A 17,321-nucleotide genomic window follows, 5' to 3' on the forward strand; every position below is an offset into this window, starting at 1 on the left:
TCATCGCGCGCCCCCGGCAGGCCGACAACGCTCCATGGACCCGCCAGAGTTGACGCAAGCTACTGAAACGGCCATACTTTCCCGTCTGATTTTCCGTTTCCCCATTTTACCCAGCTTCAACCATAAAATTTCAGGAATTCGCCGTGGCAAACATCAAGTCCGCCAAGAAGCGCGCCAAGCAGGCTGTCGTGCGCAATGCCCGTAACGCCAGCCAGCGTTCGATGCTGCGCACCTCCGTCAAGAAGGTGCTGAAGGCCCTGGGCGAGAACGACGCCGCCGGCGCCGAAGCCGCCTTCGCCGTGGCCCAGCCGGTCCTGGACCGCCTGAGCGCTCGTGGCCTGATCCACAAGAACAAGGCCGCTCGCCACAAGAGCCGCCTGACCGCCCGCATCAAGGCCCTCAAGGCTGCCTGATCGCACGGTCGCTTGTGTGACGCGAAAAAACCCGGCCGCGGCCGGGTTTTTTTGTGCCTGCCTGCCGGGCACAAACGGAAAGGGGCAGCTTTCGCCGCCCCTCCCTTCTGTTGACTGCTGCGCCGTGGCGCCGGCGGTCACTCCAGCGGACCGCCGTTGGCTTGCGCCTCCAGCTCATCCTCACGCTGCCGGTCGAAGAAGGCCATGATGTCCTTCATGATCGGCCAGGTACCCTCGCGGCCAATGGCCGACACCAGGTACCAGCGGTCGGTCCAGCCCAGTTCGGCGACGATCGCTTCGGCGACTTCCTTCTGCTCGTCCTCCAGCAGCAGGTCGGCCTTGTTCAGCACCAGCCAGCGCGGCTTCTTCAGCAACTCGGGGTCGTGGCGCTCCAGTTCGCGTTCAATCGCGCGTACCTGGTCCGCCGGCCCCATCTCCACCCCGCCCTCCATCGGCACGATGTCGACCAGGTGCAGCAGCAACCGGGTGCGCTGCAGATGCTTGAGGAACTGGGTACCGAGCCCCGCGCCTTCGGCCGCGCCTTCGATCAGGCCCGGGATGTCGGCGATGACGAAACTGCGGTGCGGCTCCACGCTGACCACGCCCAGGTTGGGGTACAGCGTGGTGAACGGATAGTCGGCCACCTTGGGGGTGGCGGCGGACACGGCGCGGATCAGCGTGCTCTTGCCCGCGTTGGGGAAGCCGAGCAGGCCCACGTCGGCCAGCAGCTTGAGCTCCAGCTTGAGCGTGCGCTCCTCGCCCGGCAGGCCCGGCAACGCCTTGCGCGGCGAGCGGTTGATCGAGCTCTTGAAGTGCATGTTGCCCAGGCCGCCCTTGCCGCCCTTGGCCACCAGCAGGCGCTCGCCATTGCGGGTCAGGTCGCCGATGACTTCGTCGGTCTCGACGTTGATGACCACGGTGCCCACGGGCACGGTGATGGTCAGGTCGCTGCCACCCTTGCCATAGGCCTGCCGGCCCATGCCGTTCTCGCCGCGCTGGGCCTTGAACCTGGTCTGGTGGCGGAAGTCGACCAGGGTGTTGAGGTTCTCGTCGGCGACCAGCCACACGCTGCCGCCATCGCCGCCGTCGCCGCCATCGGGGCCGCCGAGGGGAATGAACTTCTCGCGACGGAAACCGATGCAGCCGTTGCCGCCATCGCCCGCGGTGACCAGGATTTCGGCCTCATCGACCAGCTTCATGCAAACCTCGAATCTGTATTCCAGAAAGCAAAAGGCCCCGCGGCGAGCGGGGCCCTTCGCAACCAACGCGCCGCGATTACTCGCTGACGACGCTGACGGTGCGGCGCTTCTTCAGGCCCTTGACCGAGAACTCCACCTTGCCGTCGACCAGCGCGAACAGGGTGTGGTCACGGCCGAGGCCAACGCCGGCGCCCGGATGGAACTGGGTGCCGCGCTGACGCACGATGATGTTGCCGGCCTCGATGGCCTGGCCGCCGTAGATCTTGACGCCCAGGTACTTCGGGTTGGAATCGCGGCCGTTGCGGGTAGAACCACCAGCCTTTTTCTGTGCCATGGCGGCTTCTCCTTACTTGTTGCCACCGGCGATGCCGGTGATCTCGATTTCGGTGAAATGCTGACGGTGGCCCATCTGCTTGCGATGGTGCTTGCGGCGGCGGAACTTCACGATGCGCACCTTGTCGGCGCGGCCGTGGCCAACCACCTTGGCGGAGACAACGGCGCCGTTCAGGGCGTCGCCGACCTTCACGCCATCGCTGCCGCCCAGCATCAGGACGTTGTCGAGCTTCAGCTCGCTGCCGACTTCGGCATCGAGCAGCTCGACGCGCAGGGTCTCACCCTGCATCACGCGGTACTGCTTACCGCCAGTGACGATTACTGCATACATTGACCAGATTCCTCTGTAGTTATTTTGGTCGCCTGCGCCGCCATCAAGGGCGGACAGAAGCGGAATTGTAGGGGTTTCAGCGGCTTACGGCAACTGCCAGGATCGAATACGCCCTGGCCGCCTGACGCCCGGGGCCACGTTGTCCCGAACAGGCGGCCCGGCATCGGTGCAAACCGCTTCCAGCCGCACTAAACCCATTTATAACCAAGGACTTGCGGCATGTACGAGCAGATTGTCCAGTGGGCTGCCGCGGACTTCGGCGCCGACCCCCACGCGGTCAAGAAGGTGCTTGGGGAACTGATCGGACTGGCCTTCAACCCCCGGCGTGGCGGCCCGGAGGGATTCCTGCAGGCCTTCCGGGACGTCGGCCTGGGTGACCTCGTCAGCTCCTGGCTGTCCCAGGCCGAGAACCGCCCCATCACCGCGCACGAGTTGGAGACCGCACTGGGCCTGGGGACGATCGAGGATATCGCGCGGCGCGTGAGCCTGCCCCCGCAGACCGTGGGCAACATGGCGGCGGCAATGCTCCCCGAGGCCGTTGACGCCCTCAGCGAGCAGGGCGTGCTGCCCGCGATGAGCGTGCTGGACAAGCTGCGCGAATGGTTTGGTGACATGGGCGAAGGCTGGGGCCACATCGAACGCTGGCGCCGGGGCGGGATGTAGCCACGGGCAACCGCCGGATATCGTGGGCTTAACGCGCCCTGTGCTTCACTGGCGTGGGCGCCTGAGCGCCTTCCTCCCTCTGGAGGCCTGCCATGAAACCGCACATCATCGAGCAGATCCAGCGTCGCCTGCGCCATGAGCATCCGATGCCGCCGCCCGAGGCGGAGGTCCGGCACAGAAGCCGCCGGGAACGCATCCATGACTGGTTCAGCGAGCTGAGCGAGGACCTCGCCAACATCGACCGATCCCGCAAGGATCCCCCGTCGCGCAAGGACTGACCCGGACCGCTGCCGCGCAATGGGCGTTGGCGATGGGGTGGCACGCCCCGGTCACCGTGCACGACGTCGCGTGCGCCGCATTTGCTAGTGCCAGCCCCAGTCGATACGCTCATTGGTTCGCCGTCGGTTGACGGCCGCCCTCCCCCAGGCAGAGACCCGATGGCGCTGGACTACATCCGCATCCGCGGCGCGCGGACGCACAACCTCAAGAACATCGACCTCGACCTGCCGCGCGACAAGCTGATCGTGATCACCGGCCTGTCCGGCTCCGGCAAGTCGTCGCTGGCGTTCGACACCATCTATGCCGAAGGCCAGCGCCGCTACGTCGAGTCGCTGTCGGCCTACGCGCGGCAGTTCCTCAGCGTGATGGAGAAGCCGGACGTCGACCACATCGAAGGCCTGAGCCCGGCCATCTCGATCGAGCAGAAGTCGACGTCGCACAACCCGCGCTCGACCGTGGGCACCATCACCGAGATCTACGACTACCTGCGCCTGCTGTACGCGCGCGTGGGCCTGCCGCGCTGCCCCGACCATGGCTACCCGCTGGAAGCACAGACCGTCAGCCAGATGGTGGACCAGGTGGTGGCGCTGGCCGACAAGCCCGACACCGCCGAGCAGCGCTACATGCTGCTGGCGCCGGTGGTGCGTGAGCGCAAGGGCGAGCATGCGCAGGTGTTCGACCAGTTGCGTGCGCAGGGCTTCGTGCGCGTGCGCGTGGACGGCACGCTGCACGAGATCGACGCGGTGCCGCCGTTGGCGCTGCGGGTCAAGCACACCATCGAGGCGGTGGTGGATCGCTTCCGCCCGCGCGAGGACATGAAGCAGCGCCTGGCCGAATCGTTCGAGACCGCGCTGAAGCTGGGCGACGGCATGGCCTCGGTGATGTCGATGGATGTGCCGGATGCGGCGCCGCTGCTGTTCTCCTCCAAGTACAGCTGCCCGGTGTGCGAGTACGCGCTGCCGGAACTCGAACCGCGGCTGTTCTCGTTCAACGCGCCAGTCGGCGCTTGCCCCACCTGCGATGGTATCGGCGTGGCGGAGTTCTTCGACCCCGCGCGGGTGGTGGTGCACCCGGAACTATCGCTGGCCGCGGGCGCGGTGCGCGGCTGGGACCGGCGCAATGCCTACTACTTCCAGCTGATCCAGTCGCTGGCCAAGCACTACGACTTCAAGGTGGACACGCACTGGCAGGACCTGCCGGAGGACGTGCGCCAGGCCGTGCTGTTCGGCAGCGGCGAGGAACAGATCCAGTTCACCTACCTTACCGAAGGCGGCAGCAAGCACCAGCGCAAACACCGTTTCGAGGGCATCGTGCCCAACCTGGAGCGGCGCTACCGCGAGACCGAATCGTCGGCGGTGCGCGAGGAGCTGGCCAAATACATCAGCGAGCGCGCGTGCACCGACTGCGGCGGCGCGCGCCTGAACCGGGCCGCGCGCAACGTGTTCGTCGCCGATCGCCCACTGCCGGACATCGTGGTGATGCCGGTGGACGAGGCCCTGGCGTTCTTCCGTTCGCTCAACCTGCCGGGATGGCGCGGCGAGGTCGCCGCCAAGATCGTCAAGGAGATCGGTGACCGCCTGCGCTTCCTGGTGGACGTGGGCCTCGATTACCTCACGCTGGAGCGCAAGGCGGACTCGCTGTCCGGCGGCGAGGCGCAGCGCATCCGCCTGGCCAGCCAGATCGGCGCCGGCCTGGTCGGCGTGATGTATGTGCTGGACGAACCCTCCATCGGCCTGCACCAGCGCGACAACGAACGCCTGCTGGGCACCCTCACCCGCCTGCGTGACCTCGGCAACACCGTGATCGTGGTGGAGCACGACGAGGATGCGATCCGCCTGGCGGACTACATCGTCGACATCGGTCCGGGTGCGGGCGTGCACGGTGGCGAGGTGGTGGCGCAGGGTTCGTACGAGGACGTGCTGAAGGCGCCGCGTTCGCTCACCGGGCAATACCTCAGTGGCGTCAAGCAGATCGAGATCCCGGCCAAGCGCCACAAGCCCAACCCGAAGGCGATGTTGCATCTGCGCGGCGCCAGCGGCAACAACCTCAAGGACGTCGACCTCGACATCCCGTCGGGCCTGCTGACCTGCGTCACCGGGGTATCCGGCTCGGGCAAGTCGACGCTGATCAACGACACGCTGTTCACCCTGGCCGCCAACGAGCTCAACGGCGCCGCGCACACCGTGGCGCCGCACCGCTCGGTGGAGAACATGGACCTGTTCGACAAGGTCGTGGACATCGACCAGTCGCCGATCGGGCGCACGCCGCGTTCCAATCCCGCGACGTATACGGGCCTGTTCACCCCGCTGCGCGAACTGTACGCGCAGGTGCCGGAGGCGCGCGCGCGCGGTTACGCGGCGGGCCGCTTCAGCTTCAACGTGCGCGGCGGCCGTTGCGAGGCCTGCCAGGGCGACGGCCTGATCAAGGTCGAGATGCACTTCCTGCCGGACGTGTACGTGCCCTGCGACGTCTGCGGCGGCAAGCGCTACAACCGCGAGACGCTGGAGGTCCTGTACAAGGGCTACAACATCAACGACGTGCTGGAGATGACCGTCGAGGATGCGCTGACCCTGTTCGAAGCCGTCCCTTCGATTGCACGCAAGCTGGAAACGCTGATCGACGTGGGCCTGAGCTACATCAAGCTGGGCCAGAGCGCGACCACGCTGTCGGGTGGCGAGGCACAGCGCGTGAAGCTGTCGAAGGAGCTGTCGCGGCGCGATACCGGCCGCACGCTGTACATCCTGGACGAGCCCACCACGGGCCTGCATTTCCATGACATCGAACACCTGCTCACCGTGCTGCATCGCCTGCGCGACGACGGCAACACGGTGGTGGTGATCGAGCACAACCTCGACGTGATCAAGACCGCCGACTGGGTGATCGACCTTGGACCGGAGGGCGGCCACCGCGGCGGCACCATCCTCGCCACCGGCACGCCGGAGGACATCGCGGCGCTGCCGCACTCGCATACCGGCCGGTTCCTGGCGCCGATGCTGGGCAAGCCCGCATCCAACGCAGGACCCAAGGCCGCCAAGGCCGGGTCCGCCGGTACGGCGGGCAACGGGCGCAAGACCAACAAGAAGAAGTCCCCACAATGAGCGACAACACCCCACCCGACACCGGCAAGCCGGCCAGTAAACCGCGCAAGTCCGCGCCTCGGCGTCGTAAACCCACGGCCAAGGCCGATGCGCCGGTCAACGAGCCGGTGGTCGCGGCGCCCGCCGCGATCCCGGCGAAGGCGGGCCCCACGCCCACGGCCGGTACCTCCGCCCCATCGCCCCGCGTGCTGATCCGCACGCCGTTGAACGTGCGCTGGCGTGACCTGGACGCCTTCAACCACGTCAACAACTCCAAGTACCTCAGCTACCTGGAGGAAGCGCGCCTGCAGTGGATGCTGACCATGCCCGGGCAGGGGCTGGACGACCATGTCGCGCCCGTGGTGGCCGCGGCCAACCTCAACTACCGCCGTCCCATCGAGTGGCCGAACGAGGTGATGGTCGAACTGTTCGTCGAGCGGCTGGGCACCACCAGCGTGTCGATCGGACACCGCATCCTCGCCCGCGATGACGCCAGCGTGCTGTATTGCGATGGCAACGTCGTGATGGTGTGGATCGACCGCGGCACCGGCGCCGCCGCCCCCCTGCCGGCCGAAGTACGCGCGGCCTGCGGCTGAACCTCAGCCCGTCGGCTTGCGCACCGGGAATTCGCCGCGAAGGACGCCACCGTCCTTCAAGGTGAATTCGATCACCACCTTGCTGCCCTCCTTCAGGGGGGCGTGGGGCTGCATCAGCATCAGGTGCAATCCGCCGGGCTTGAGCGTGGCGCTGCCATCCGGCGCGATGCGCAGCTCGGGCAGGTGGCGCATGCGGCTCACGCCATCCACCACCCGCGTCTCATGCAGGGACACATCAGCAAAGGCGGGGCTGCTGGCACCGGTGATCGTGACAGGCGTGGAACACGGATTCTCGATGCGGCCGAAACCGGCCATCATCGGCATCGACACCGGGGGCATCCGGATCCAGCCGTCCTTGACCTTGGCCGTGCATTCGCGCGCCTGCGCGGGCGACAGCACCGTCGCAACGAAGCACAGGCAGGCGGCGAGCAAGGGACGTAGCGTGTTCATGCGCCTATGATACCCGGGCGCGCCTGATCGGCGGCCATACCCAAGGGAGCCCCACGCCATGAACCTCGTCGAGACGACTTTCCAGGATGGCATCGCGGAGATCCGCCTCGCGCGGCTTCCGGTCAACGCCATGAACCCGTCGTTGTGCGCGGAAGTCCGCCACGCGCTGGGCGAGGCCATCGGAACCGGCGCGAAGGGCGTCATCCTCGGGAGCACCGCCAAGGTCTTTTCCGCCGGCCTGGACGTGCCGTACCTGGTGTCACTGGGGCAGGACAGGGACGCGCTGCGCGCCGCCTGGCAGGAGTTCTTCGACACCGCGCTGGCGCTGGCCAACGCACCGGTACCGGTGGTGGCCGCGCTCAATGGCCACGCACCCGCTGGCGGTTGCGTGTGGGCGTTGTGCTGCGACTACCGGGTAATGGCCTCGGGCCCGTTCCGCATCGGGCTCAACGAGACCCAGGTCGGACTGGTGGCGCCGGACGGCATCCAGCGCCTGATGCGGCGGATCGTGGGCCCCCACCGCGCCGAACGCCTGCTGGTGGCGGGCGAGTTGGTGGAAGCCGAGCAGGCGCTGGCGTACGGGCTGGTGGACGAACTGGTCGATATCGACAGTGTCTCGACGCGGTCCCGGGTCTGGCTGGAGCAACTGCTGGCCCTGCCCCGGGAGGCCATGCTGTCGACGCGTGCCATTGCCCGCGCGGACGTGGCGGATGCGTTGCAGCCGCACAACATCCGGCTGGACCGCTTCGTCGATTCCTGGTACGCCGACGGCACGCAGGCGGCACTGCGCGCGCTACTGGACAAGTTGGGCAAGTAAGCGCAGGCGATGACCCGGGTCAGTTGACCCAGACTTCCACCCGGTCATTGATGTACGCCGCCTGTGAGTGCGTCCGGCCCACCAGCGGCCGCAGCATGCCAAGGCCCGCCGCGCGCCGCACGACCACGCCCTGCGCCTGCAGGTAATCGGCCACCACGTTGGCGCGATCACTGCTGACGAACGTAGACACCAGGCTGCCCGCGGGATCGGCCGTACCGAAGGCCAGCACGGTTGCCTGGCGGTTGGCATTGCCCGGCAGGCGCATGAACGCGACGATGCGTTCCAGGTCACGCTGGGCCCTGCTGTCGTACATCGACTGCAAGCTACCGACGTTGAAACGCAGGCTGACGGGCAGGCGTTGCGCCCCGGCGACCATGCTGCGGTATTCCTGCAGGCCGGCCGGCAACGGTTGCGGGCGGGCGGGACGCAGCGTCACCGCCAGGTGGCCGGACGCCGCAACGGCCTGCTGCGCGCGGCGCCCCACCGCGAACAGGGCGAAGCTGCGGCCCAGCGCCGACATCATCTGCCCGCCATACAGGCTGTAGCGCTGGACCAGCGGGTAGTCCTCGCTCTGTACGTTGATGCGCGTCGGCAGCAGTGATTCCCCGCCTGCACTGATCGCCAACGGCCGGGACAGCGGCGCCACCGGACTGCGAAGACCGATGATGCCGATGGCGTTGCGATCGCCCGCCACCGCCGCAGAGATCTGGCCGATCGGCAGCGACCGCCGGGCCGCGGTGAGCGCGGCGTCGCCCATGACCCGCTCCTGCAGGAATTCGGCTTCGCCGCCATGCGACGGGGCGAACACGCGGATCGGGCCGGCGATGCCTCCCAGCTCACGCCAGTCCACGACGCGCCCGGCCAGTACGTCGCGCAGCTGCGCCATGCCCAAGGCGCGCACGGGATTGTCCCGGTGCACCATGACCGCCAAGCCGTCGAGCGCGATCACGAACTCCTGGTCGGGCGAGTGCAACTCTCCCAGCTGCCACGCCGCATCGAGTTCGGCGGCGTTGGGCCGCCGCGCCATCATCGCGACCTCGGCGTTACCGGCCACCAGCGCCATCAGGCCCGCGCCCGAACCTGGCTTGGCGATCTCGACCACCAGCGGCTCGCCATCGCGTACGCCGCGAAACTCGGTAACGGAGACGCTGCGGTCGATGCGTTCGATGTCGTCGTACCCGAGCGACGTCATCCACGTCCGCACCAAAGCGGGCACTATGTGCGCGCCCACGGTGTTGGACCCGTGGATGCGCAAGCGCTCCGCGTCGCCGTATTGTGCGGTGGCGGACAGCGGAATCAACAACATACACACCGCGACCACGGCGCGCAGCAACTGCATCGACATCGACCTGCTCCCCAAAAAACGTGGGGAGTTTCTTTCCGCGCTGTTACGCAGTGATTACAACGAGAACCCGGTCACGCCTCGCCGGTGGCCACCGGCCGCCCTGGGTCCGCGATCCACCCGCTCCAGGAACCGGTGAACAACCGCGCTCCCTTTAGGCCCGCACGCTCCATCGCCAGGAGGTGGTGGCACGCGGTCACGCCGGATCCGCACATCACGATGACCTGGTCAGGCGAATGCGCGCCGAGCAGCGTGCGGAACTCCTCGGCCAGTTGCACGGGCGATTTCAGGTGGCCATCCACGGTGTTATCCGTCCACGGCCGGTTGCGCGCACCGGGCACATGGCCGGCCACCCGATCGATGGTTTCGTTCTCGCCACGGAAGCGTTCGGCCGCCCGTGCGTCGACCAGCAGGTCGCCGGCCGCCAGGCGCTGCTGCACCTGCCCGGCATCCAGCAGCCGGTCCCTCTGGAACTCGCCGACATAGCGGGTGGGCGCCGACCTGGGCGGGTGCGAGTCCACCGGCAGCAGGCTGTTGGCGGCCCATCGGCGCCAGCCACCATCCAGTACCGCCACCTTCTCGTGGCCGAGGGCTCGCAACAGGAACCACAGGCGCGCGGCCTGTGCGCCCTCACCGTCATCGTAGACCACGACCTGGTGTTGCGGGCTGATACCCCATTCGCCCAGCCGGGCGGTGAATGACGCGGCATCCGGCCAGGGGTGGCGCCCGATGCCGGCCTTGCCCATGTCGGACAGGTCGCGGTCCATGTGGGCGAACACGGCGCCGGGGATGTGCGATTGCTGGTACATCACCTCGCCCGCGCCGGGATTGGCAAGCGAGTGGCGGCAATCGACGATCACAAGGTCTTCGCGCCCCAGCGCAATGGCCAGCGTTTCTGGTGGCACGATCGTGGTCCAACCTGGCATGGCGCATCCTCCGTCGTGATGGAGTGACCGGCGACCGGCACCCTAATCCGACACTGTAACCAAGCGCTCGCGAAGGTTGTACAGGATCGAAGCCGTCACGCCCCAGATGCGGCGTCGGCGGTCCTGGCTGTCCTCCACGAATTCGAGTATGCGCCTGGGGCGCCCCTGTACCTCGACATCACGGGTGATGAGATTATCGGGCGCCATGAGGAACCCCAAGGGCACCTCGAACACGTCGGCCACTTCTCCCGGTTCCGGCAGGGCCACGTAGGTCGGCGCCACGCGCGCCACGACCGGCACCACGCGGAAGCCGGTGATGGTGGCAAGCGGGTCCAGGAAACCCAACGGCGTGACCAGCTCAGGTCCCACCCCGATCTCCTCCTGCGTTTCGCGCAGGGCTGCACCGACGGGGCCTTCGTCCCCGGGTTCAAGACGCCCGCCCGGGAAGCTCACTTGCCCTGCGTGGTGGCGCAGGATGTCCGTGCGACGGGTCAGCAGCACCTGCGTACCTTCGGCCCGGTCGACCAGGCCGACCAGCACGGCGGCCTCCTTCAGTGCGGCGGTCGGATCCAACAGCCCATGCATCTCATCCAGGTTCCACGCCAGCGGCTGCGGCGGCGACTGCAGCGCATGCAGCGCGCGAGGCAGTCGCACGAGCGTGGGCACCTGCAGGCTCACCCGCGGATGGCTTCGCGCTCGGGGAGCACCACTTCCATCATGCGCAGGCGCTCGTCGTCACCCATGTGCACCCAACGCGCGATTTCCGCGCTGGTGCGGTGGCAGCCTTCGCACAACCCATCGGCGTCCAGCGCGCACACGCCGATGCAGGGACTCAGGACGGCGCGGAAGGAACTCATGGCGAAACGACTCCAATGCTGGGCGGGCAGGCATTCGCGCCCCGGAAACAGATTGCGCCGGACAGGCCGGCGCAATCGTCAACACCCAGCCATGTGCGGCGGGGACAGCTTACTTGACGCTGACCAGCTTCAGTTCGAACTGGACGGCGACGTTGGGCGGGAAGCCGGTGCGCGGGTCGGCGCCATAGGCCTTGTCCGCCGGCAGGGTCACTTCCCACTTGGAACCGCTGGGCATCTGCAGCAGGACTTCGCGCATGGCGGCCATTTCCACTTCGCTGACCTTTACGCCCGGGATGGACTGGGCAGGACGCGGCTGCGCCGGACGCTCGCCCCACGGGAACGGGCCGGCGACCTGCAGCTCGACCGAGCTGGCCTGGGTCGGCTTGGCACCATTTCCGGCTTCGATCACGCGGTACTGCACGCCGCTGGGCAGCGACTTCACGCCGGCCTTGGCCTTGTTGGCCGCGATGTAACCGTCGCTCCGGGTCTTGTTGGCGGCAGCCGCCTTTTCCCACTCGGCCTTGGCCTTCTCGGCCTGCCGCTGCTGCATGTTCTGCACGGCGGTGCGCAACTGCTCGACCGGTACGGCCGGCTGCTTCTTCGCATAGCCGTCCTGCAGGCCCTTGATGATGGCATTGACGTCCACCGCCTCGCCGCTCTCGATGGCGTTGCGACCGAGGTCGTAACCGAGCGCATAGCTGAGCTTGCCCTTCTCGGTCGAAGTGTCCTGCGCGACGGCGTTGCCGGCGGTCAGAGCCAAGGCTGCAACGGCGGCAGCAATCAAACGCAACTTCATTCGGTGGAATCTCCGGATATATGGCTCGAGGCGGCGGACCGCCCCGGTTGGTGACGCCCGCCGGCCACAGGGACCCGTACGGACGCGCTAGGATAACGGCGCGCCGGCTTAACCGCCACTGACGCCAACCCCTGTGACAACAGGGGCGGCGCGGAGTTCCGGCGAGTCTTCAAATTCCGTTATTTCCAACCCGATGCCCCACATGACCGACACCCCCTTGCTGATTGCCGACGAAGGCGCCATCCGCCGCATCACCGTCAACCGTCCCGACAAGCTGAACGCACTGAACGCTGCAACCCTGGACGCGTTGCACGAAGCCTTCCGGGCCGCGGCCACGGACGATACGGTGCGCGTGGTGGTGCTCAGCGGCGCTGGGCCCAAGGCGTTCGTAGCCGGCGCGGACATCGCCGAGATGAATTCGCTCACCCCGGTGCAGGGCCGCGACTTCGCGCTGCGCGGCCAGCGGATGATGCGCTTCGTCGAACGGATGCCCAAGCCGGTGATCGCCATGGTCAACGGTTTCGCGCTGGGCGGCGGCCTGGAACTGGCGATGTGCTGCCACCTGCGCGTGGCCGCCGACACCGCAAAGGTCGGCCAGCCCGAGATCAACCTGGGGCTGATTCCCGGCTTTGGCGGCACCCAGCGCCTGCTGCGGCTGGCGGGCCGCGCCGCCACCCTCGAATTGTGCCTGGTGGGCGCGCCGATCGACGCGGGGCGCGCCCACTCGCTGGGCATCGTCAACCAGGTCGTGCCGGCTGCCGAACTGGAGACCGAGACGATGAAGCTGGCCGGTCAGTTGGCCAATGCCGCGCCGCTGGCACTGCGTGGCGCGCTGGATTGCATCAACGTCGGTGGCGAGTGCGGCATCGAGGAGGGCCTGGAGTACGAGGCCGCGCAGTTCGGCCTGATGTTCGCCACACAGGACATGCGCGAGGGGACCGCCGCCTTCCTGGAACGACGCAAGCCCGCGTTCCAGGGCACCTGATCAGCCGCGCATGTCCGCACCTTCGCCCTGCCCGGCATGCACGTGCGCGAGCGCGTGCCCGGTCGGCCTCGCGACCTCGGCCCTGCTGGAGGCGCTGCACGCCGACGACCTGGACCGGGCGTTGGCCTTGGGCCTGCTCGATTGCACGGGCTGCGGGGCATGCACCCGCGCCTGCGCCGCAGGCCTCCCCGTAGCCGGGGTACTGGTCGCCGCGCGCGACGAACGCCTGCGCGCGCTGGCCGCCCGCGAACGTTTTCGCGCCCGCGCGTCGCGCCTGGAGCGCCGGGCGGCGGAACGCGCAGCCAAGCGCATGCCCGCGGTGCATTCGGAATCGGTCGCGGTGACGCCGCAGCGCTCGGCGTTGCCCACTGCCGCCGCGGCCGCCCTGGCCCGCGCCAAGGCTCGCGCGGCGGAACGGCACAAGCCATGAGTCCAAACCAACCGGCCAGCCCTCCACGCAGGCCTCGGGCAGCGGAAGTCGGCGCTGGAAAGGCCAAGGCCAAGCCATCGACTTCGCCAAAGAAGGCATCGGGCCGCAAGGCCTCGCCGACACCCCGGATGGGCAAGGCGGAGGTCGAGGAGATGTTCGCCCGGCTCAAGGGGCTGAACCCGACACCCGAGACCGAACTGGAGTACACCACGCCGTACGAATTGCTGGTGGCCGTGACGTTGTCCGCGCAAGCCACCGATGTCGGCGTGAACAAGGCCACGCGCAAACTGTTCCCGGTCGCCAACACGCCCGCCGCGATCGCGGCGCTGGGCGTGGACGGGCTGAAGCCCTACATCGCCACGATTGGCCTGTTCAATACCAAGGCGGAAAACGTGGTGGCGATGGCGCGGTTGCTGCTGGAACGCCACGGTGGCGAGGTTCCTCGCGATCGGGCCGCGCTGGAGGCCTTGCCCGGTGTAGGCCGAAAGACCGCCAACGTGGTCCTCAACACCGCCTTCGGCGAGCCCACGATGGCCGTCGACACCCACATCTTCCGCGTGGCCAACCGCACGGGGCTGGCCCCGGGCAAGACGGTCCGCGCGGTGGAGGACGCACTGTTGCGAACGGTCCCCGGGCACTACCTGCAGGACGCGCACCACTGGCTGATCCTGCATGGGCGCTACGTGTGCAAGGCGCGTCGGCCTGATTGCCCGCACTGCGCGATCCGCGACCTGTGCCGCTACAAGGACAAGACTCCGGGCGAGCCGGTTCCGGCGACCGCGTAATCGGCGCCGCATCCGCCTGACCCAACTGCGGCGGGCGCCACGCAACGGCACCGCGTGCGCGCTTCGACTTTGCCGCCTTCCCCACACAAAAACACCCCCGGCCGTCCACGGCCGGGGGTGCCTGCTTCAAGCCCGCGGGAGAGAGCGCGGTCCGTTAGAAGCTGAACTGCGTACGCACTGCGTACTGACCGGTCTCATCGCCAGTAACTTCGTTTTCGCCGCGCGTGTAGTTGAACATCAGGCGCACGTTGGAATTGATGTAGTAGTTCAGGCCCAGCGTGGTGGAGGTGGCTTCGCGGTTGGCCACGTCCTTGTTCTCGATGGTGTCGTAGCGGGCCGTCAGCTCCCAGGCACCCTTGTCGGTCAGCTTGGGCGAGCCGAACACGCCGGTGGCCGACTTGTACGGCTTGTGGTGGCCGGTGAGCATCCAGCTGCCCATCACGTAGAAGGTCTCGACGTCCTGGTCGCGGCCGAGCGGTGCGCCGTACTTGGCCTTGGCGTACTCGGACTGCAGGAACATCGGGCCGAAGGACGCGGCGGCTTCCAGGCCGAAGGTGTCGATCGAGTCACCGCTGGCGCCGGTGGTGGTGGCGATGGTCTGCGACGGACCGCGACGGCCGGCGTAGTTGGCCACGGCGCTGACGTTGGCCGAACCCTTGTTGAGGTTCTCGGTGCTGCCCGACAGGCCGAAGTGCAGCGTGCTGTTGTCGTTGTTGATCGGCGCGAAGGTCACGCGGGCAGCGGCGCCCGTGCCCTCGTTGCGCCCACCGGCGGCATTGCGCAGGTTGAAGACCGTCGCACCAAAGGTGTAGTTGTCGCCGGCGCGCAGGTAACCGATACCCTGGTTGAACTGGCGGCCGCTGTAGATGCCGGTGGCGGACGCGAACGGACGCTCCATCATGGTGATTTCGTTGGAGCTGGTCAGCTCCTCCATCGAGCGGTACGGCTTGAACTGACCGATGGTGATCTTGCCGCCCAGCGCGTTCTTCGCGATGAACACGTCGCGGAAGCCGCCGGTGGGCGAGCTGTCGGAGAAATCATTCTCCAGCTTGTATTCCCAGCCCATGGCCTTGCCGGCCAGGGTGAGGCGGGTGCGGCGGAATTCGGTGGTGCCGGTGGTGTCGGCCACGTCGCGATCAAAGGCATACGCATCGAAGTGGATGCGGCCACCGATGGAGGCCTCGAACTTCTTGTCGGCCGAAGTGACCTTGATGCCGCCCTTGGTCTCGATCTTGGGAGCACCGGTGGCCAGCTTGTCCAGCTGGGTGGCGGTATCGACGTTGACGTCCGACTGGGCGTCGGTGCGCTCTTCCAGTTCGGTGATCTTGGCCTGCAGGGCCTCGATCTGCGCCTTCAGCTGGGCGAGCTCGGCGTCGCTGGGAGCGGCAACCGCACCAAAGCTGGCGCCACCAATGGCAACCGCGATGGCGGCGGTAAGGATGGAAGAACGCATGGGTCAAACTCCCTTCAAAGGTTTGGATGGCGTTGGCGGGCCAAGGGGCGCTGGAGGGCGCGAGGTTAAGGCCCCGTAAAACGACGCAAAGGTTGCCGCTGAAATCTGACAGTCACATGTGACTTATGTGACAAATGGATTGCGACGCGGATTAAACCACCCGGCACGGCTGGCGGCGATGCGCCCCGCCGCGTGGATTCGCGATCCGCCGGCCCACACACTTCCGGCTCTCGTGCGCGTGCGCGTGCGCGCGTACAGCCAAACAGTGCCGCCCCGTCGCATCCAACCCGGGAGGATTGTCTCCGTTTGGTCACATTACCGACGCAGCACTGAAACCAAACCGTTATGGAATGCGCTCTGGGCGGGCTTCGCCCGTATCGACTTTTCCAGGAGCCTTACGTGTTCAAGTCCCTCAAACTCCGCGTCGCCGCTGTCGCCCTTGCGTCAGTCGTCACCGCCAATGCCCAGGCAGCCGACATCACCGGCGCTGGCGCGACCTTCATTTACCCGCTGCTGTCGAAGTGGTCGGCCGACTACAACGCCGCCACCGGCAACAAGATCAACTACCAGTCGATCGGTTCGGGCGGCGGTATCGCCCAGATCAAGGCGCGCACGGTGGACTTCGGCTCCTCCGACGCCCCGCTGAAGCCGGAAGAACTGGCCAAGTACGGCCTGGCCCAGTTCCCCTCGGCCATCGGCGGCGTGGTGCCGGTGATGAACGTCCCGGGCCTGAAGGCCGGCGCGATGAAGCTGGACGGCCCGCTGCTGGCCGACATCTTCCTGGGCAAGATCACCAAGTGGAACGATCCGCGCATCGTCGCACTCAACGGTGGCGTGCAGTTGCCGGACATGAAGATCACCATCGTGCACCGCTCCGATGGTTCGGGCACCACCTTCAACTTCGTCAACTACCTGTCCAAGGTCAGCCCCGAGTGGAAGTCCAAGGTCGGCGAAGGCACCGCGGTCAACTGGCCTGCGGGCATCGGCGGCAAGGGTAACGAAGGCGTGGCCGCCTACGTGAAGCAGATCAAGGGCGGCATCGGCTACGTTGAACTGTCGTACGCGCTGCAGAACAAGATGGCCTACTCGCGCCTGAAGAACGCGGCGGGCAACTTCGTGAACCCGAGCGCCGACACGTTCCAGGCCGCTGCGGCCAGCGCCAACTGGGGCGCCTCCAAGGACTTCCACCTGGTCATGACCAACGCCCCGGGCGAGAACGCCTGGCCGATCGCGGCGACCAACTTCATCCTGATGTACAAGCAGGCCAAGGACGCGCAGCGCTCGCGCAACGCCCGCGACTTCTTCAAGTGGGCCTATGCCAACGGCGATGCCCAGGCCGAGGCGCTGCACTACGTGCCGCTGCCGGACAGCCTGGTCAACCAGGTCCAGACCTACTGGTCCAAGGAAATGAAGTTCTGATCCGGTTGCGAACCGGGACGTACCTGGGAGCGGGCCTTCGGGCCCGCTTCTGCGTTCCGGACGGGTGAACACTACAGAAAGATTACCGATATATGTCATTCGGCTGTAACAAAAACATCATTTCATAGCGTCACCCGCTGGCGACCCGCCAGCATCGTCCCGGAGACGCC

Annotated in this window: 18 protein-coding genes and 1 pseudogene; 10 read left to right on the forward strand and 9 right to left on the reverse strand. The window is 67.2% G+C overall.

Annotated features, from left to right (window positions below; all coding sequences use genetic code 11):
- The first annotated feature begins 143 nt into the window (after positions 1 to 143).
- Complete coding sequence (gene rpsT, locus IP93_RS08045) at positions 144 to 413, forward strand: 30S ribosomal protein S20 (protein WP_144814270.1); 270 nt, start codon at positions 144 to 146, stop codon at positions 411 to 413.
- Positions 414 to 550: 137 nt separating this feature from the next.
- Here the strand turns inward: rpsT and obgE are convergent, their stop codons facing one another.
- The 3 genes from obgE to rplU form a co-directional block, all read right to left on the reverse strand.
- A complete protein-coding gene (gene obgE / locus IP93_RS08050) occupies positions 551 to 1,612 on the reverse strand; it encodes a GTPase ObgE (RefSeq protein ID WP_144814272.1) in 1,062 nt (353 codons plus the stop codon).
- Between the two features lie 76 nt (positions 1,613 to 1,688).
- Positions 1,689 to 1,946 (reverse strand): 50S ribosomal protein L27, encoded by a 258-nt coding sequence (gene rpmA / locus IP93_RS08055; protein ID WP_144814275.1) that lies wholly within the window; start codon positions 1,944 to 1,946, stop codon positions 1,689 to 1,691.
- A 12-nt stretch (positions 1,947 to 1,958) separates the two neighbouring features.
- Positions 1,959 to 2,276, reverse strand: coding sequence for a 50S ribosomal protein L21 (gene rplU, locus IP93_RS08060; protein ID WP_144814276.1), 318 nt, complete (start codon positions 2,274 to 2,276; stop codon positions 1,959 to 1,961).
- 219 nt (positions 2,277 to 2,495) lie between these two features.
- Here rplU and IP93_RS08065 point away from each other — a divergent pair, with 219 nt between their 5' ends.
- The 4 genes from IP93_RS08065 to IP93_RS08080 all read left to right on the forward strand — a co-directional run bounded on the left by IP93_RS08065 (position 2,496) and on the right by IP93_RS08080 (position 6,891).
- The gene (locus IP93_RS08065; protein ID WP_144814280.1) at positions 2,496 to 2,939 is read left to right on the forward strand and encodes a YidB family protein; all 444 of its coding nucleotides are present in this window, start codon (positions 2,496 to 2,498) and stop codon (positions 2,937 to 2,939) included.
- A gap of 92 nt (positions 2,940 to 3,031) precedes the next feature.
- A complete protein-coding gene (locus IP93_RS08070; protein ID WP_144814283.1) occupies positions 3,032 to 3,217 on the forward strand; it encodes a hypothetical protein in 186 nt (61 codons plus the stop codon).
- Positions 3,218 to 3,376: 159 nt separating this feature from the next.
- Entirely contained in the window at positions 3,377 to 6,316 is a 2,940-nt protein-coding gene (gene uvrA, locus IP93_RS08075) for an excinuclease ABC subunit UvrA (RefSeq protein ID WP_144814284.1), read from the forward strand.
- A 128-nt stretch (positions 6,317 to 6,444) separates the two neighbouring features.
- Positions 6,445 to 6,891, forward strand: a complete 447-nt coding sequence (locus tag IP93_RS08080; RefSeq protein WP_242006817.1) for an acyl-CoA thioesterase — start codon at positions 6,445 to 6,447, stop codon at positions 6,889 to 6,891.
- 3 nt (positions 6,892 to 6,894) lie between these two features.
- Here IP93_RS08080 and IP93_RS08085 read toward each other — a convergent pair whose 3' ends face one another.
- Complete coding sequence (locus IP93_RS08085; protein WP_144814289.1) at positions 6,895 to 7,341, reverse strand: copper chaperone PCu(A)C; 447 nt, start codon at positions 7,339 to 7,341, stop codon at positions 6,895 to 6,897.
- A gap of 58 nt (positions 7,342 to 7,399) precedes the next feature.
- Here IP93_RS08085 and IP93_RS08090 point away from each other — a divergent pair, with 58 nt between their 5' ends.
- Positions 7,400 to 8,158: an enoyl-CoA hydratase/isomerase family protein gene (locus tag IP93_RS08090; protein ID WP_144814292.1), complete on the forward strand. Its 759-nt coding sequence runs from the start codon at positions 7,400 to 7,402 to the stop codon at positions 8,156 to 8,158.
- 19 nt (positions 8,159 to 8,177) lie between these two features.
- Here IP93_RS08090 and IP93_RS08095 read toward each other — a convergent pair whose 3' ends face one another.
- The 4 genes and pseudogenes from IP93_RS08095 to IP93_RS08110 all read right to left on the reverse strand — a co-directional run bounded on the left by IP93_RS08095 (position 8,178) and on the right by IP93_RS08110 (position 12,079).
- Positions 8,178 to 9,503, reverse strand: coding sequence for a substrate-binding domain-containing protein (locus IP93_RS08095; protein ID WP_144814296.1), 1,326 nt, complete (start codon positions 9,501 to 9,503; stop codon positions 8,178 to 8,180).
- Between the two features lie 71 nt (positions 9,504 to 9,574).
- Positions 9,575 to 10,426 carry a sulfurtransferase gene (locus IP93_RS08100; protein ID WP_144814298.1) on the reverse strand — a complete coding sequence of 284 codons (852 nt, stop codon included), beginning with the start codon at positions 10,424 to 10,426 and terminating at the stop codon, positions 9,575 to 9,577.
- Between the two features lie 42 nt (positions 10,427 to 10,468).
- A pseudogene (locus IP93_RS08105) lies at positions 10,469 to 11,283 on the reverse strand (NUDIX hydrolase).
- A gap of 109 nt (positions 11,284 to 11,392) precedes the next feature.
- Positions 11,393 to 12,079 (reverse strand): FKBP-type peptidyl-prolyl cis-trans isomerase N-terminal domain-containing protein, encoded by a 687-nt coding sequence (locus tag IP93_RS08110; protein ID WP_144814301.1) that lies wholly within the window; start codon positions 12,077 to 12,079, stop codon positions 11,393 to 11,395.
- Positions 12,080 to 12,281: 202 nt separating this feature from the next.
- Here IP93_RS08110 and IP93_RS08115 point away from each other — a divergent pair, with 202 nt between their 5' ends.
- The 3 genes from IP93_RS08115 to nth all read left to right on the forward strand — a co-directional run bounded on the left by IP93_RS08115 (position 12,282) and on the right by nth (position 14,279).
- Positions 12,282 to 13,064, forward strand: a complete 783-nt coding sequence (locus IP93_RS08115; protein WP_144814303.1) for an enoyl-CoA hydratase/isomerase family protein — start codon at positions 12,282 to 12,284, stop codon at positions 13,062 to 13,064.
- Between the two features lie 10 nt (positions 13,065 to 13,074).
- On the forward strand, positions 13,075 to 13,494 hold the full coding sequence (locus IP93_RS08120) for a hypothetical protein (RefSeq protein WP_242006807.1): 420 nt from the start codon (positions 13,075 to 13,077) through the stop codon (positions 13,492 to 13,494).
- Between the two features lie 128 nt (positions 13,495 to 13,622).
- Positions 13,623 to 14,279, forward strand: a complete 657-nt coding sequence (gene nth, locus IP93_RS08125; protein WP_144814306.1) for an endonuclease III — start codon at positions 13,623 to 13,625, stop codon at positions 14,277 to 14,279.
- A 154-nt stretch (positions 14,280 to 14,433) separates the two neighbouring features.
- Here nth and IP93_RS08130 read toward each other — a convergent pair whose 3' ends face one another.
- Positions 14,434 to 15,732 (reverse strand): OprO/OprP family phosphate-selective porin, encoded by a 1,299-nt coding sequence (locus IP93_RS08130; protein WP_144814309.1) that lies wholly within the window; start codon positions 15,730 to 15,732, stop codon positions 14,434 to 14,436.
- Between the two features lie 399 nt (positions 15,733 to 16,131).
- Here IP93_RS08130 and pstS point away from each other — a divergent pair, with 399 nt between their 5' ends.
- Positions 16,132 to 17,151, forward strand: coding sequence for a phosphate ABC transporter substrate-binding protein PstS (pstS, locus tag IP93_RS08135; RefSeq protein ID WP_242006808.1), 1,020 nt, complete (start codon positions 16,132 to 16,134; stop codon positions 17,149 to 17,151).
- Positions 17,152 to 17,321: the final 170 nt, after the last annotated feature.

It is taken from the genome of Aerolutibacter ruishenii (assembly GCF_007830115.1).
Lineage (GTDB): Bacteria > Pseudomonadota > Gammaproteobacteria > Xanthomonadales > Xanthomonadaceae > Aerolutibacter > Aerolutibacter ruishenii.

Bases quoted from the DNA above. Each gene is read 5' to 3' on its own strand.
- obgE (WP_144814272.1), bottom strand. From the start codon at position 1,612: ATGAAGCTGGTCGATGAGGCCGAAATCCTGGTCACCGCGGGCGATGGC.
- rpmA (WP_144814275.1), bottom strand. From the start codon at position 1,946: ATGGCACAGAAAAAGGCTGGTGGTTCTACCCGCAACGGCCGCGATTCC.
- rplU (WP_144814276.1), bottom strand. From the start codon at position 2,276: ATGTATGCAGTAATCGTCACTGGCGGTAAGCAGTACCGCGTGATGCAG.
- IP93_RS08065 (WP_144814280.1), top strand. From the start codon at position 2,496: ATGTACGAGCAGATTGTCCAGTGGGCTGCCGCGGACTTCGGCGCCGAC.
- IP93_RS08070 (WP_144814283.1), top strand. From the start codon at position 3,032: ATGAAACCGCACATCATCGAGCAGATCCAGCGTCGCCTGCGCCATGAG.
- uvrA (WP_144814284.1), top strand. From the start codon at position 3,377: ATGGCGCTGGACTACATCCGCATCCGCGGCGCGCGGACGCACAACCTC.
- IP93_RS08085 (WP_144814289.1), bottom strand. From the start codon at position 7,341: ATGAACACGCTACGTCCCTTGCTCGCCGCCTGCCTGTGCTTCGTTGCG.
- IP93_RS08090 (WP_144814292.1), top strand. From the start codon at position 7,400: ATGAACCTCGTCGAGACGACTTTCCAGGATGGCATCGCGGAGATCCGC.
- IP93_RS08095 (WP_144814296.1), bottom strand. From the start codon at position 9,503: ATGTCGATGCAGTTGCTGCGCGCCGTGGTCGCGGTGTGTATGTTGTTG.
- IP93_RS08100 (WP_144814298.1), bottom strand. From the start codon at position 10,426: ATGCCAGGTTGGACCACGATCGTGCCACCAGAAACGCTGGCCATTGCG.
- IP93_RS08110 (WP_144814301.1), bottom strand. From the start codon at position 12,079: ATGAAGTTGCGTTTGATTGCTGCCGCCGTTGCAGCCTTGGCTCTGACC.
- IP93_RS08115 (WP_144814303.1), top strand. From the start codon at position 12,282: ATGACCGACACCCCCTTGCTGATTGCCGACGAAGGCGCCATCCGCCGC.
- IP93_RS08120 (WP_242006807.1), top strand. From the start codon at position 13,075: ATGTCCGCACCTTCGCCCTGCCCGGCATGCACGTGCGCGAGCGCGTGC.
- nth (WP_144814306.1), top strand. From the start codon at position 13,623: ATGGGCAAGGCGGAGGTCGAGGAGATGTTCGCCCGGCTCAAGGGGCTG.
- IP93_RS08130 (WP_144814309.1), bottom strand. From the start codon at position 15,732: ATGCGTTCTTCCATCCTTACCGCCGCCATCGCGGTTGCCATTGGTGGC.